The 13,203-nt window shown below is 72.6% G+C and carries 12 protein-coding genes; 4 read left to right on the top strand and 8 right to left on the bottom strand.

The annotated features are described in order from the left end of the window. The 6 genes from ID574_RS41715 to ID574_RS41690 all read right to left on the bottom strand — a co-directional run bounded on the left by ID574_RS41715 (position 1) and on the right by ID574_RS41690 (position 6,950). Positions 1 to 750: a glucose 1-dehydrogenase gene (locus tag ID574_RS41715; protein WP_188194544.1), complete on the bottom strand. Its 750-nt coding sequence runs from the start codon at positions 748 to 750 to the stop codon at positions 1 to 3. Further along, positions 737 to 2,797, bottom strand: a complete 2,061-nt coding sequence (locus ID574_RS41710; protein ID WP_188194543.1) for an acetate--CoA ligase family protein — start codon at positions 2,795 to 2,797, stop codon at positions 737 to 739. Before ID574_RS41710 ends, ID574_RS41715 begins: the two co-directional genes overlap by 14 nt. After that, a complete protein-coding gene (locus ID574_RS41705; protein WP_188194542.1) occupies positions 2,794 to 4,314 on the bottom strand; it encodes a class I adenylate-forming enzyme family protein in 1,521 nt (506 codons plus the stop codon). The genes ID574_RS41710 and ID574_RS41705 overlap by 4 nt, the downstream gene beginning before the upstream one ends. Positions 4,315 to 4,343: 29 nt before the next feature. Further along, a complete protein-coding gene (locus tag ID574_RS41700; RefSeq protein WP_336245605.1) occupies positions 4,344 to 4,667 on the bottom strand; it encodes a VOC family protein in 324 nt (107 codons plus the stop codon). Beyond that, positions 4,664 to 5,026, bottom strand: coding sequence for a Zn-ribbon domain-containing OB-fold protein (locus ID574_RS41695; protein WP_188194540.1), 363 nt, complete (start codon positions 5,024 to 5,026; stop codon positions 4,664 to 4,666). The genes ID574_RS41700 and ID574_RS41695 overlap by 4 nt, the downstream gene beginning before the upstream one ends. 118 nt (positions 5,027 to 5,144) lie before the next feature. Beyond that, complete coding sequence (locus ID574_RS41690) at positions 5,145 to 6,950, bottom strand: serine/threonine-protein kinase (protein ID WP_188194539.1); 1,806 nt, start codon at positions 6,948 to 6,950, stop codon at positions 5,145 to 5,147. 168 nt (positions 6,951 to 7,118) lie between these two features. Between ID574_RS41690 and ID574_RS41685 the strand changes: the two genes are divergently transcribed. Together ID574_RS41685 and ID574_RS41680 are read left to right on the top strand one after the other, a co-directional pair. Beyond that, the gene (locus ID574_RS41685) at positions 7,119 to 7,709 is read left to right on the top strand and encodes a cysteine hydrolase family protein (protein WP_223167622.1); all 591 of its coding nucleotides are present in this window, start codon (positions 7,119 to 7,121) and stop codon (positions 7,707 to 7,709) included. Beyond that, a complete protein-coding gene (locus ID574_RS41680) occupies positions 7,709 to 8,446 on the top strand; it encodes an SDR family NAD(P)-dependent oxidoreductase (RefSeq protein WP_188194631.1) in 738 nt (245 codons plus the stop codon). Before ID574_RS41685 ends, ID574_RS41680 begins: the two co-directional genes overlap by 1 nt. Positions 8,447 to 8,454: 8 nt before the next feature. Here the strand turns inward: ID574_RS41680 and ID574_RS41675 are convergent, their stop codons facing one another. Further along, positions 8,455 to 9,867, bottom strand: a complete 1,413-nt coding sequence (locus ID574_RS41675; protein WP_188194538.1) for a serine hydrolase domain-containing protein — start codon at positions 9,865 to 9,867, stop codon at positions 8,455 to 8,457. A 46-nt stretch (positions 9,868 to 9,913) separates the two neighbouring features. Between ID574_RS41675 and ID574_RS41670 the strand changes: the two genes are divergently transcribed. Both ID574_RS41670 and ID574_RS41665 read left to right on the top strand, forming a co-directional pair. After that, a complete protein-coding gene (locus ID574_RS41670; protein WP_188194537.1) occupies positions 9,914 to 10,822 on the top strand; it encodes a cyclase family protein in 909 nt (302 codons plus the stop codon). 100 nt (positions 10,823 to 10,922) lie between these two features. Further along, entirely contained in the window at positions 10,923 to 12,071 is a 1,149-nt protein-coding gene (locus ID574_RS41665) for a phosphatidylinositol-specific phospholipase C1-like protein (protein WP_188194536.1), read from the top strand. On the opposite strand, the gene ID574_RS41660 is transcribed toward ID574_RS41665, so the two are convergent. Next, a complete protein-coding gene (locus tag ID574_RS41660) occupies positions 12,058 to 13,197 on the bottom strand; it encodes a cytochrome P450 (protein ID WP_188194535.1) in 1,140 nt (379 codons plus the stop codon). The genes ID574_RS41665 and ID574_RS41660 overlap by 14 nt on opposite strands. Positions 13,198 to 13,203: the final 6 nt, after the last annotated feature.

Below are 13,203 nucleotides of genomic sequence, written 5' to 3'. Positions count from 1 at the left end.
TCAGTATCCGGCGCCCGTCAGCAGCCCGCCGTCCACGGTGAACTCGCTCCCCGTGCAGTAACTCGCCCGGTCGGAGGCCAGGAACGCCACCACGTGGGACACCTCCACCGGCTTGGCGAAGCGCTTGATGACCATGGACTTCACGAACGCCTCCGCGTCGACCTCCTTCGCCATCTCCGGATCCATGGCCATCGCGGTGTTGATCGCCCCCGGGTGCACCGAGTTGACCCTGATCTTGAACCGGGCCAGCTCGCGGGCGGCCGACTTGGTGACGCCGCGGATCGCGAACTTCGAGGCCGCGTACGCGGACAGCCCCTCCGCGCCGACGAAGCCCTCGATCGAGGAGATGTTGACGATCGCGCCGCGCCCGGCCGCCTTCATGGGCTCGATCACCGACTTGATCCCCAGCCAGGCCCCCTTGAGGTTGACGTCGATCACCCGGTCGAACTCCTCAAGCGACATCTCGGCGATACGGCGAAATTTCAGGATCCCGGCGTTGTTGACCAGCACGTCCAGCTTGCCGTGCATGTCTACGGCGGTCGTCACCGCCCGCTCCCATTCCTGCACGCTCCGCACGTCGTGGTGGACGTACGTGGCGCCGGTCTCCTCCGCCAGCGCCTTGCCCTCCTCGTCCAGCACGTCGCCGAACACCACCCGCGCGCCCTCCTCCAGGAACAAACGCACGTGCGCCGCCCCCATGCCCCGCGCCCCGCCGGTGATCAGCGCGACCTTCCCGTCAAGCAGTCCCATAGCGTCCTCCTGCCGCGACGGCCCCGGCAATGGCTACTGAGGCCGCCTCCATGGTGCGGTAGACGGGGATCCCCGCCGCCGCCGCGATCCGTCTCACCTCGTCCTCGACTCCCGGGGGCGCGCACTCGCCGTTCCTGGTGACGAGCGTGACCCTGGTACGCGGCAACGCCTCCTGGGCCCCGGCGAGCGCCCGCGCATAGGCGTACAGGGGCTCGGCCGCGTCCCCGTACGTGAAGAAGGCCTGGACGTTCACGTGCGCCACCACGTCGCGGAAGGGCCGCCGCCGGACGATCATGTCGATCACCTCGGGCACCAGTCCGGGCTGCCCGCGCGGCCCCACGGGCACCTCCAGGGGGTTGCCGGCCGCGGTCACCCCGAGCCCGCGCAACTCCTCGAGCGCGTCGCCGGGCAGCGGATCGAGCCGGACCCCGGCCAGGTCGAACGCGTCCGCCGCCAGCACGCTCGCGCCCCCGCTCGGCCCCACCACCAGCACCCCGTCCCCGTCCGTGGCGCGGGAGCCGTGCGCCTGGAGGAACGCCAGCACCCCGATCAGGTCGTCCTGGCTGGACACCAGCGTCGCCCCGGCCTGCTCGGCCACCGTCTCCCAGATCCGCCGGTCGCTCACCATGCCGCCGGTGTGCGAGGCGGCCGCCTCCTGGCCCTGTGCGCTGCGCCCGCCCACCAGCAGCACCACCGGCAGGTCCGCCGCCCGCAGCGCGTCGTACAGCTCGCGTCCGTCGCGCGGATCCTCCAGATAGAGCCCGACGACCCGGGTCTCCGGATCGCGGACGAGCCAGCGCAGCAGCTCGGCAGGGGTCACGTCGGCCGCGTTCCCCACGGTGACGACCCGGCTGAACGCCAGCCCGCGCCGCTCCCCGACCTTGATCACCTCACCGGCGAGCCCGCCGCTCTGCGAGATCAGCGCCACAGGCCCCGGCGGCCCCAGCCCGCCGCCCACGAAGGTCTGCCGCCCGCGCGGGCAGTAGACGCCCATGCAGTTGGGCCCGAGCAGCCGCGTGCCGGCCGCCCTGGCCGCCTCGACCAGCTCGGCCTCCAGGTCCGCGCGGCCCGACTCGCCGAAGCCGCCGCTCATCACCTGGACGAACGGCACACCGGCGGCCTGCCGCACCACCTCCGGGCAGCGCGCGGCGGGCACGGCGACCAGCGCGTAGTCGACGTCCGCGGCCGTCAGCGCGGGCACCGCCCGGACCCCGGCCACCTCGCGGGCCTCAGGGTGCACCGCCACGATCGGGATGCCGGCGGCCTTGTAGAAGTCGAGGAACATGTTCCCGAAGTTCGGCCTGCTCGTGGAGGCCCCGACGACGGCCACCGACCTCGGCTCGAAGAGCGGCAGGAAGTCCGCCGTCCGCACCGGCGTTTCTTCGGGGAGGCTTTGCTCGGCGGGCAGGTAGCGGGCGTCGACCGCCGTCACGCCCGCCGGGCCCGCGATGACCGGGTTCAGCTCGAACTCGCCCAGTTCCAGCCGCTCCCACAGCCCGCCGGGCCCGCCGATCGTCATGAGCAGCTTGACCGCGGCGTCCACGTCCACGGGCGGCGTGCCGCGATGGCCGTACAGGAGCCGGGACCCGCGCAGCGAGGCCAGCATGCCGCGCGCGTCCGCCTCCGAGACCGGGCAGAGCCGCAGCGCCGTGTCCCGCAGCGTCTCCGTCCACACGCCGCCCAGCCCGGCCAGCAACACCGGGCCGAACGCGGCGTCGCGCACCACGCCCACGATGAGCTCCACCCCGGCCGCCGCCTGTTCCTCGACGAGGAACCCCGCGACGTCCGGCACCCTGGAACGCATCTCCGCGGCCGCCGCGGGCAGGTCCGCCGCCCGCAGCCCGAGCACCACCGCCCCGGCGTCCGACTTGTGCACCAGTCCGGGACCGAACGCCTTCAGCACCAGCGGCTCGGCCAGTTCCCCGGCCGCCGCGAAGTTCAGGTCACGCACGCTGTCCCCGCGTGACACCGGCACGACGACGCCGCGCGGCACCGGCACGCCCGCCTCGCTCAGAAGCGCCTTGACCTCGTGTTCGTAGACGCTCACGCGAGCAGGTGCCCGTACTGCTCGCGGATCTGCCTGCGCAGCAGCTTGCCGGGCCCGCCCGAGGCGTCCTGGGAGTGCGGCAGCTCGTCGGCCACCACGATGTGGTCAGGACGCTGATGGGCCGGGAGGGCGTCGGCCAGGGCGAGGGCCAGCTTGGACGCGTCCAGCGAGTGCCCGGGCCGCGGCGCGACCGCCAGCAGGATCCGCTGGTCGGAGGCCCCCTCGGGCACCCCCACCGCGCCTGCCTCGGCCACCCCGTCCAGCGCCGACGCGGCCTCCTCGATCGCGACCGGCTGCGTCCACACGCCGCCCTTGAGTATCGAGTCCTCACGCCGGCCGAGTACGCGCAGCACGCCGTCGGGGGAGAGCGTGCCGAGGTCGCCGCCCACGTACCACTCGCCGCGCAGCACCTCCGCCGTCTTGTCCGGAAGGCCGTCGTACCCGGCCATGCGGTGCGGGCCCGCCAGGTTGATCTCGCCGACCTCGTCGATCACCCGGTTGCCCCGCGGGTCCGTGATCTTGACCGCGTTGCCCGTACGGGCCCGCCCGGAGGAGCCCAGCGGCGTCGAGCCGTCGTCGACGCGCCCCATGCACGTGTACGGGGCCTCGGTCTGGCCGTAGTACGAGAACACGCCCGCCTGCGGGAGCCTGGCCTTGATCCGGTCCAGCATGGTCTTGGTCAACGGCTCGCCGCCCAGCATGATCACCTCAATCGACGACAGGTCCACGTCCTCGTGATCCGGCGAGCCCAGCAGGGCCGCGTAGAACGAGGGGATCTGTGACACATGGGTGACCCGCTCGCGGGGGACGACGCGCAGGAAGTTCGCCGGACCCCAGTCCTGCTCCAGCACCAGCCGCATCCCCGCGTACAGCGCGGGCCCGACGATGGCGGGGAACCCGATGCCCCAGATGATCGCGCCGGTGCCGAACACCGAGTCGGGGCCGCGCGGCACGTCCAGCCAGATCTGCGCGGTGGCCAGCGAGGACGCGTGCGTGTGCACGACGGCCTTCGGCAGCCCGGTCGTGCCGGAGGTGTAGTAGAGGGCCAGCGGATCGTCGTGGAAGCCGGCCAGTGGCGGCTCGTCGTCGGACGCCCCCGTCAGCTCACGCGCGTCGATCCACGTCGTGACGCCCGGCAGCGACGCCTTGATCTGCTCGACCGTCTGCTCCACCGTCGCGTCGTACACGAACGCCGTGCACCCCGAGGCCGCCACCACGTCACGCAGCGTCTCCACCGGCCAGTACGGGTTCAGCGCCGCCGTGACCGCCCCGATCTTGGCCTGCGCCAGGTAGACCTCGGCCACCAGCAGCGTCTCATTGAGCAGCGCCGCCACCCGCTGTCCTGGCGCGATGCCCTTGGCAAGGAGGGCGTTCGCACGGCGGTTGACGTTCGCGTTCAGCTCCTCGTAGGTGAAGCTCTGCTCGCCGCAGTACGTCAGCGCCACCCGGTCGGGCGTGCGCATCGCGCCGGCGGTCAGGATCGCGTGGGCGTAGTTGCCGTAGGGTGATCGCGCCATGGGGGGTGCCTCCAGATCAGAGGGGCAGGTCAGAGGGGCGAAAAGAGCACGAAGACGTTTCCTGAGGGATCACGCAGCACGGCCCGCCTCTCGTGCGGCCCGTCCTCGGGCCCGCGCACCACCTCGGCGCCGCGCGCCGACATCTCGCTCACGGTCCGGGCCACGTCCTCCACCTTGTACGACGGCGCCGCCGACGCGGTGACGTGCTCGGCGGGCCCGGCCAGCGCCACGGTCACCCCGCCCCCGTCCAGCGCCGCGAACCTGTCGCCGTCGCGGAACTTCACCGGCAGCCCGTAGAAGGCGATCGCCGCGTCCAGGTCGGCGACGGGGATCAGCACGTTGCCCAGCTTCACGCCGGCCTCCAATGTGGCAGCTCGTCTGCGAACGTCACCCGCACCGGCATGCCGATGCGTACCTCCTCCGGCGCGCACCCCACTACGTGCCCGAACGCGCGGGCGCCCTCCGGCAGGTCCACCCAGGCCATCACGTACGGCTCCCGTCCCCGGTAGCCGGGGGCGAACGAGCGGTGCACGATCGTGAACGTGTGCACCACGCCCTCGCCGGAGACCGGCTCGAACACGAGCTCGTCGCCGCCGCACCACGGGCAGGTCGCATCGGGGAGGTGGACGCGCCGGTCGCAGGCCGTACAGCGCTGGATGACCAGCTCGCCGCGCCCGCAGGCGGCCCAGTAGGCGGAGGTGTCGGCGCTCATCGCTTGCCAAGCTAGCGCACGCTTGGTTCCCCGGCAAGGCCCCGCTCGCCGCCCGACCTGCCGTCCGCGTCCGCCGTCTCAGCCTGCCGTTCGCGTCGTCCCGGGTGGGTGCGGGTGATCATGCGGGCTGCTGTTCGCCCGGCTCGGAGGGGGTCTCGTCGGTCGGGGGTGTGAGAGGTTCGATCGTGGGCTCGTCGGTCGGGCGGGACAGAGGGCCGTCCGTCGGTTCCGTGGTGGGTTGGGTCGGGGTGCCGATGGCGGAGGTGGTGCGGTCCGCGGTCGGCGCCGGCGTCGGCGTCGGCGACGGCGGGGGCGGGGGCGGGGCGGAGCCGGTGGGGGCGGAGGTGGGACAGGCGGGGCCGTCCACGGCGACCTCGCTCACCTGCGGCCCATTTGCCGACGCGGGCTCCGTCATCACCAGGATCCCGAAATAGGCTCTCTTGCCGCACGCCACGTCCCCCGGATCATGCGAGACCGCGCTCGTGTAGACCGTGCTGCCGCGTAAGGTGCGCGTCTCCTGGCGGAGCGTTCTGGCGGGGGCGTCGTCGCCGTCCCGGCGCGTGTACGTGATCCGCAGCCGCACCGGCCCCGTGCCGTTGGCCGAGACCCGGATCGAGCCGCTCGTGCCGCTCCACTGCGCGATGCCGGCGGCCTGCACGGCCGGGCGCGCGGGCTCCGGCGCGCTGGTCCCGCCCTGTCCGGCGGTGGTCGTCGGCGGTGGCGGGGGCGTGCTCGTGGGCGGCGGTGGCGCCTGGGTCGCCGACGGGGGAGCGGCGGTCGTGCGCCGCGGGGCGGCCGGGGTGGTCCTCGTCGAGGCGGGGCTCGTGGCGTCGGCCGGCGAGGAGGCGGGCTCGCTCGTCTCCTCGGGCGGTGGCATCAGGATCGCGCCGGGGCCCGGCGGCAGCCGTCCGCCCGACAGGACGAGCGCGATCGCCACGGCGACGACCGTCGCGCCCGCCACCCACAGATGCGGCGGCAGCTGCGGCATGCTCATGATCCGCTCGCGCAGGGTGACGGGTGCGCTCCCGGACTCGCTCTCCGTCCTGGCCAGGGGGAAACGGAGGGCCAGCAACGTGGCCAGCTCGGCCAGGTGGCGGCGGCCGCGTTTCTCCCAGTCGGGGCCGTATCCGGCGGCCGCGTCCTCCTCCAGTTCGGCGGCGAACTGGCGGGCGGAGGCGTACCTGGCGGCCGGGTCCTTGGCCAGGCCCCGTCTGAGCAGGTCGCGCAGCGCGTCCGGGACCACTTCCAGCGGCACCGGCTCCACCAGGTGCTTGTCCCGGGTCGCGGGGACGTCCAGCTCCGTCTCCTGGCCCTCCTTCACGGCGCGGAACGGCGGCCGGCCCTTGACGGCCTCGAAGAGCAGGCAGGCGGCCGCGTACAGGTCGGCGGGCGGCCCGGCCTTGTGCTGCGTCCACAGCTCGGGCGACATGTACTCGGGGCTGCCCGCGGGCACGCCGGGCTCCTCGGCGTGCACGACGACGCCGAAGTCCGCCAGCTTGCTCGTGCCGTCCGCCTGGACCACGACGTTCTCCGGCTTGACGTCGCGGTGCGGCACGCCTCTCTCGTGCGCCGCGGCCAGGGCCAGCAACGTGCTCTTGAGCACCGCGAGCGCGGCCTCGGGGGTGGTCCTGCGGTGCTCGGTCAGCAACGTCCGCAGCGACACGCCGTCCACCAGTTCCATGACGACGGCCGCCCGGGTCGGGGTCTCGACGTACTCGTAGAAGCGCACCACGTTCGGGTCGTCGATCTCGACCAGGTGATGGGTGTCCGACCGGAAGCGGTCCATGAACTCGGCGTCCCTGCGCAGGGTGGCGTTCAGGTACTTGATCGCCACGTAGGCGCCGGTCGATTGGTAGGTGGCGAGGAACACGCGGCCGGTGTGGCCGGCGCCGAGCTGGCGTACTTCACGGTAACCAGGGACCAAGTGAACCCCCATTGGGCAGCCGTCTTCGATTCGACGGTCTCACCCGGGGTTCCGGTTGTCACGAGTGGACATATTTCGCCCTGCGTTAGGGATGAATGACCGACTGTGGTGGGTGATATGCTCGCCTGACCAAGCAAGCGCTCGGCTAAAAGGGGTGGAGGTGCGCCGGTGGAGGGCGTGGCCGTGCTCGTGATGGAGATGCAGCGGGGCGTCGTCGGTGATCTCACGAAATTTCCGGATCTAGTGGCCGCGTGCGAGCGGCACCATGTCGTCGGCAACACCGCGCGCCTCCTCCACGCCGCCAGGACGGCCGGGATCCCGGTGATCCACTGCACCGCCGCCTTCCGGCCCGACCGCGCGGGCTCCCACACCGCCAACAGTCCGTTCATCGTCTCCCTGCTCAAGGACCCGCTGCACATGCTGGAGGGCACCCCCGCCGTCGAGGTCCTCCCCGAGCTGCGCGATCCAGGAGACCTGGAGAGCCGGCGCCATCACGGCTTCTCCCCGTTCACCGGCACCTCGCTCGACATGACGCTGCGCTCGCTGGGCGTCTCCACGGTGATCGCCGCCGGGGTCTCGCTCAACCTGGGCATCCCGGGGCTGGCGCTGGAGGCGGTCAACCTCGGCTACCGGGTCACGGTGGTCACGGACGCGGTGGCGGGCATCCCCGAGGACTACGCGCAGGCCGTGCTCAAGCACACCATCAGCCTGCTCGCCGCCCGCGCCACCGCCGCTGACCTGATCGAGGCCTGGAAATGATGGACGGGCTGCGCCTGGACGGGCGCGTGGCCGTGGTCACCGGGGGAGCGGGCGCGATCGGCGCGGCCATCGCCGCCGATCTGGCCGCGCTCGGCGCCCGGGTCGTGGTCGCCGACGTCGACCTGCCGAACGCCGAGAAGGTCGCCGCGGGCCTGCCGGGCGCGCGGGCGGCCGGCGTGGACCTGGCCTCGCCGGCGTCCGTGGCGGAGTTCGGCGGCGCGGTGGGTGACGTGGACGTGCTGGTGCACAACGCCGGGGTGGCGGTCGTGGAGCCGTTCACCGAGAGCGACCCGGCGGCCTGGGACCTCATGTGGCAGGTCAACCTGCGCGGGCCGATGCTGCTGACCAAGCTGCTGCTGCCCGGCATGATGGCCAGGCGGTGGGGACGGCTGGTGTTCATCTCCTCCGACGGCGCCAGGGCCGGGTCCGGCGGCGAGGGCGCGTACGCGGCCACCAAGGCAGGGCTGTTCGGGCTGGCCAAGACGCTCGCCCGCGAGGCCGCCAAGTCCCAGGTCACCTCGAACGTGGTCTGTCCCGGCCCGACCGACACGCCCATGCTGCGGCGGGTCTCCGCGGCCGAGCCGGGGCTGGTCGACAAGATCGCGCGGGGCATCCCCCTGCGCCGCCTCGGCACACCCGCCGACGTGGCGGGGCTGGTCACGTACCTGTGCACGGACCGCGCCGCCTACATCACCGGCCAGACGCTGTCGGTGAGCGGCGGCGTCACCATGCAGTGATGATCGTCTCAGAGGGAGTCGTAGACGGCCCGCACCAGGCGCATGCCGCGGAGATTGCCGGACACGGCGTTGGCCATCTTGTTCATGACGTACGCCATCGCCAGACCGCGCTCCTGGTCTCCCAGGCCGATGGAGCCGCCCAGACCCGAGTGGCCGAACGCGCTCCGCGACGGCATCAGGAACGTGATCGACGGCCGCATGTAGCCGAGGCCGAACGCGGTGTCCAGGTAGAGGACGCGGTCGGGGCCGTCGACCCGGGTACGCATGGCGTCCCGCAGCGTGGCGGGGCTGAGGATGTCACCGGCGATCAGCGCGCGGTAGAAGCCCGCCAGGTCCCTGGCCGTGGTGACCATCCCGGCCGCGGGCCAGCCGGCGCGCAGGATCGTCGGGTGGTTCGCGCCGCCTTTGAGCAGGTGCATGCCGGGGTTGCCGAGCGCCCGGTTCATCAGGCTCTGCGGATCGAGCGCCGCCTTGGCCATCTCGGCCAGGAGGTCCCCGGACTGCCCACCGCCCGCCGGCCGTCCTCCGCGCGCCCCTGCCGGCGCCGCCGTCTCACCGTCCGCCGTCACGCCCCCGCTGTCGGAAGTCGCGCTGTCGGGGGTCGCGCTGTGGCCGACCTGCGCTGCCTCGTCGCCCGTGCCCGCAGCCCCTTCCGCCCGGGCGGTCCCGCCGGTCGCCGGGGTACCAGGCGTGGTGGCGGGCCCTGGAACGGGAGCGCTCTGCGCGGCGGCGGTCGTGAGATCGGCCGAGGCCGGTGCGGTGGCAGGGGCCTCGGTGACCGTGAGAGGTTGGGGGCGTTCGCCGGCCTTGAGCCGGGCGGTGCGGGCGATCACGTCGTCCGGCGCCCCCACCCACAGTTCCAGGCCCAGCGGCCCGGCGATCTCAGCGGCCACCAGCTCACCGACCGACTTGCCGGTCACCCGCCTGATCACCTCGCCGAGCAGGAACCCGTACGTCAGCGCGTGATACCCGTGCGCCGCCCCCGGCTCCCAGATCGGCGCCTGCCCGGCGAGCCGGGCCGCGATCGCCGCCTGGTCCTCGAACTCCTCCACCGGCACCGGATCCTCGATCACCGGCAGCCCGCACTGGTGGGTCAGCACCTGCTCCACCGTGATCGCCCCCTTGCCGCGCGCCGCGAACTCCGGCCACACCTCCGCGACCGGCGCCGACACGTCCACCAGCCCGCGCTCGGCCAGCTGCAGCAGGACGGTGGCGGTGATCGCCTTGGTGCAGGAGTAGGCGAAGGCCGGTGTGTCCCGTTCCCAGCGCCGCCCGGTGTGCCGGTCGGCGACCCCGCCCCACAGGTCCACGACCAGCTCGCCGTTCAGGTAGACGGCGAAGGCCGCGCCGAGCTCCTCGCCGTCGGCGAAGTGCCGCTCGAAGACCTCGCGTACGCGGGAGAACCGAGGATCGCAGTGCATCAGACCTCCGCAGTTCCGCAGTGAAACAGTGAAAGGAAGCGCTTACTTGGTTCACGAGCCTAACAACTGGGGACGATTCGGCCCAGACGATCAGCGCGGCACCCTGAACCTCCTCACCCCGGCCGTGGTCCTCGACGCCCTCCGCGCCGCCACCACCGGAGAGGTGCTCAGCCTGGCCATGCCGATCAGGGGCGCCACCTCCTCGCCCGCCCCCACGACCGTGCCGCACCTGCGCGGCCGCCCGCTGCCGCAGCACTTCATGTCCGTGGACGGCGGCGACTACGCGGCCGGCGCCCGGCCCATCGGCGAGGGCCTGTGCGTGGCCGACGACGCGCTGGTCGTCACCCCGCACGGCACCACGACCCACATGGACGCGCTGTGTCACATGTGGTCCGGCGACCAGGTCTACAACGGCCATCCGGCGGCCCGGGTCCGCTCGTACGGGGCCACCAGGTGCGGCATCGAGCAGGTGGGCGGCGTGGTGGCCAGGGGAGTGCTGTTCGACGTGCCGCGCCGGCTCGGCCTCGACCACCTGCCCGCCGGCCACCGCATCTCGGCGGACGAACTGGCGGAGATCGCCACGCCGCGCCCGGGGGACGTGGCGGTGATCCGTACCGGATGGCCGCTGGTGTGGGAGCGGTCGAAGGAGGAGTACTGGTCAGGTCAGCCCGGCCTGTCGGCGCACGCGGGCCGGTGGCTGGCGGAGCGCGACGTGTCCGTGGTGGCCTGTGACAACGCCGCGATCGGCGGGCTCAACGCCCGGGGCCTCGCCGACGAGACGCTCGCCGACGACCTGCACCTCGTCCTCCTGCACCGGCACGGCATCCACCTCATCGAGATGCTCTGGCTGGAGGAGCTGGGGGCGGCAGGGCGTACGGAGTTCGTGTTCGTGGCGGCGCCGCTCAGGATCGAGGGAGGAACGGGAAGCCCGGTCACGCCGCTGGCGATCCTGTGAGATTCGCGCATATTTCGCGACTTGTTCGGCTATTTCATGATCGGGCGTTAACCCCTGACTCCGAAGGTCGCTCCCGGTAAGCCCCCGTGCTAGGAGACCCATGCGCAGCCTCGCCCTCATCGCCGCCACCGCCGCCGTGGCCGCGCTCGCGGCCGTACCCGCCGCCGACGCCGCCACCGCGGCCGGACGCGGAACCCTGCGGATCAACCACGTCCAGACCATGGCCACCCACAACAGCTACCACCGCGAGCTGACCGACGCCGAGAAGGACGTCCAGCGCAGGACCGACGCCAACTGGTGGAACCTGCAGTACTCCTACCCGGCGCTGCCCCACCAGTTCGGCGCCCAGCGCGTACGCGGCATCGAGCTGGACGTCTTCCCCGACCCCAAGGGCGGCCTGTACACCAGCCCGCTGGTCCGCCGCGACGCCGGGCTGCCCCCGCTCGACGACCCGGCGCTCGCCCAGCCCGGCTTCAAGGTGCTGCACTGGGCCGACCACGACTACGGCACCAACTGCTCGACCCTGGTGTCCTGCCTGCGCCAGGTACGCGAGTGGTCCGACGCCCACCCCGGGCACGTGCCGCTGACCGTGCTCACCGAGCTCAAGAGCACCGACCCGAAGAAGGAGGCCTTGGGCGGCGCCAAGAGCCCGGCCTGGGACACGGCCCTCATGGACGCCCTGGACGCGGATATCCGCTCCGTGTTCCCCGACGAGCGGCTCATCACGCCCGACGACGTCCGCAAGCCCGGGCTCACCCTCGAACAGTCGGTGCTCAAGCACGGCTGGCCCGAGCTGAACGCGTCCCGGGGCAAGGTCCTGTTCTTCATGGACAACCAGGCGAGCGCCATCCAGCAGCCCTACCTGGCGGGCCGGCCGAGCCTGGAGGGGCGCGTGCTGTTCACGAACTCCCGTCCCGGCCGGGCCGACGCCGCCTTCGTCGGCTGGAACGAGCCCCAGGGGGCCAACCTGGCGCAGATCCAGGATCTCGTGCGGAAGGGGTACTACGTACGCACCCGGTCGGACGTGCCGTTCACCGAGGCCAGGTCGGGTGACACGGGCCGGCTGAAGGCGGCGCTGGACAGCGGCGCACAGATGATCAGCACCGACTTCCCGGTGATCGGCCTGTCGGCCCGCCACGGCAGCGACTACACCGCCGAGCTGCCAGGGGGCGCGACCGTCCGGTGCAATCCCGTGAACCCGCCGTCCGGGTGCCGCGACCACACGCTGGAGCGGATCAGGACCAGGTGACCGGCAGCCGCTGGACCCCGTAGGCCAAGGCGCCCTCCCTCAGCGGCACCTCCGTCACAGGGACGGCCGGCCGCAGGCCGGGGAAGCGCTCGAACAGTCTGCGGTAGCCGATCCGCAGCTCGAGCCGTGCGAGCTGTTGACCCAGACACTGGTGCACGCCGTGCCCGAAGGCCAGGTGCCGCCTGGCCTCCGGGCGGTCGGGCAGGAGCGCGTCAGGGTCGTCGAACACGGCCGGATCCCGGTTGACCATGGGCAGGGACAGCGCGACCGTCTCGCCCTTCCCGACCAGCACGCCCTCCACCTCCACGTCCTCCAGCGCGGCCCGGCTCGGCGCGCCCAGGTGCACGATCGACAGCCAGCGCAGCAGCTCCTCCTCCAGACCTTCGTCGTACTTCCGTCCGTGCGCGAGCAGCGCGAACACGCCGAGCGCCAGCTGGTTCGCGGTCGTCTCGTGACCCGCGACGAGCAGCGACATCCCGATGGTGGCCAGCTCGTCGTCGGTCAGATCGCCGGTCAGCCCGCTGAGCAGGTCGTCCGCCGGCTCTGCCCGCTTGCGGAGCACCAGCTCGCCCATGTACGCGGCCAGTTCCTGGGCCGCCTGCTCGCCTCCGGCGCCCGGCGTGACGATGCGTGTGCTGCGTTCCTGGAAGAAGTCGTGGTCCTCGTACGGGACGCCGAGCAGTTCGCAGATCACCAGCGAGGGGATCGGCAGCGCGTACGCCGACACGAGGTCGGCGGGCGGGCCCGCCGCCTCCATGGCGTCCAGGTGATCGGCGGTGATCCGCTCGATGCGCGGCTCCAGCAGGCGCATCCCGCGCAGCGTGAATTGGCCGGTCAGCAGGCGGCGGTACCGGGTGTGCTCCGGCGGGTCGGTGGCGACGAAGAAGCCCGGCGGGGCCGGGCTGCCCGAGCCGCCGGGGCGCACCGAGTGATAGGCGATGTGCTTGAGCTCCTGCCGCGCGCTGAACCTCGGGTCGCTCAGCACGGTGCGGGCGGCGGCGTAGGTGGTGGCCAGCCATCCCAGGTGGCCGTCGGCGAACTCCAGGCGCGTCATGGGCGGCAGGCCGCGCAGTGCGGCGGGGGGATCGAAGGGACGTTCCGGCATGCGTTCGGTGGGGAGTTTCATAATTAT

Source organism: Nonomuraea sp. SYSU D8015, assembly GCF_008065375.1.
Classification (GTDB): Bacteria; Actinomycetota; Actinomycetes; order Streptosporangiales; family Streptosporangiaceae; genus Nonomuraea.
Note: the sequence above shows the minus strand (reverse complement) of the source record. Positions and strands in the feature narration are given on the sequence as shown.